Genomic DNA, 940 nt, shown 5'->3' on the forward strand with positions numbered 1-940 from the left:
ACAGCTACAGCGCGGTATACCAGCCCGGCTACTACCAGAATGCCACTGATTACTACCTGCAGACCCAGCTTTATAACGTCGAGACAGAAAAGCCGGTGTGGCAGGCCCAGTCCCGCAGCATGAACCCCTATAACCTGAAAAGCGGTGCGGAAGGTTACGCCAAGAGCGTAGTCGGCAAGCTCGACCGTGATGGTGCCCTGAAACGCTGATTCTGCCGGGGCCGGGCAGTTTCCTGCCCGGCCTGGCTATTCCCTCTTCTTTTCCCTTTCTGCCAATCTCTGCTTTCCGATTCCCGTTCAGCTTCCCGGCTCTGACCGTTGGTCTCTCTTGGTGATGCTACCTCGTTTGGGGCTATGGCGATCTTTATGCCGGGGGGTATGATTAAGCGGACTCGCGAGTTTGCATGGGCCAGGGGGGCCTGCTGAGGCCGGAGGGGAAAGGCATGCATTCAACCATGAAAACGTTGCTCGAGCAGATGCGCATCACCGAGATGGAAATCGATGGGCGCAAGCGTCTGCTGGAGTTCGATAATCAGGATGTGGCCGCGCTACTGCAGTGTCGCACCCATGTGGAAAACCGTCTGGATGATATCGTGGAAACCTTCTACGGCATCCAGACCAGCAACCCGGATATTGCCTCCCTGATCGGCGATGCCGACACCCTGGAGCGGCTGGAGAACGCCCAGCGCCGCTACATCATGGATCTGTTTGCCGGCGTTTACGATCTGGAATACACCAACAACCGCTTGCGTATCGGCCTGGTGCACAAGCGCATTGGTGTGGAGCCAAAATTCTACCTGTCCGCGGTGTATCTGCTGCACAGCCTGCTGGTAAAGAATATTACCGATGCCATGGGGACCAGTGCCGAGCGCGACCGGGCGTTACTGGCGCTGGACGAGCTGATCTATTTTGATGTCACCCTGGTATTTGAAACCTACATC

Annotated in this window: 1 protein-coding gene and 1 pseudogene; both read left to right on the top strand. The window is 56.7% G+C overall.

The features are described from left to right. Window positions 1-209, top strand: a pseudogene (locus tag A3730_RS31095) (hypothetical protein); the annotation flags it as partial. A 233-nt stretch (window positions 210-442) separates the two neighbouring features. Next, window positions 443-940, top strand: a 498-nt coding sequence (locus A3730_RS05175; RefSeq protein ID WP_231883853.1) for a protoglobin domain-containing protein, incomplete at its 3' end; no start/stop codon positions are given.

It is taken from the genome of Alcanivorax sp. HI0044 (genome assembly GCF_001634945.1).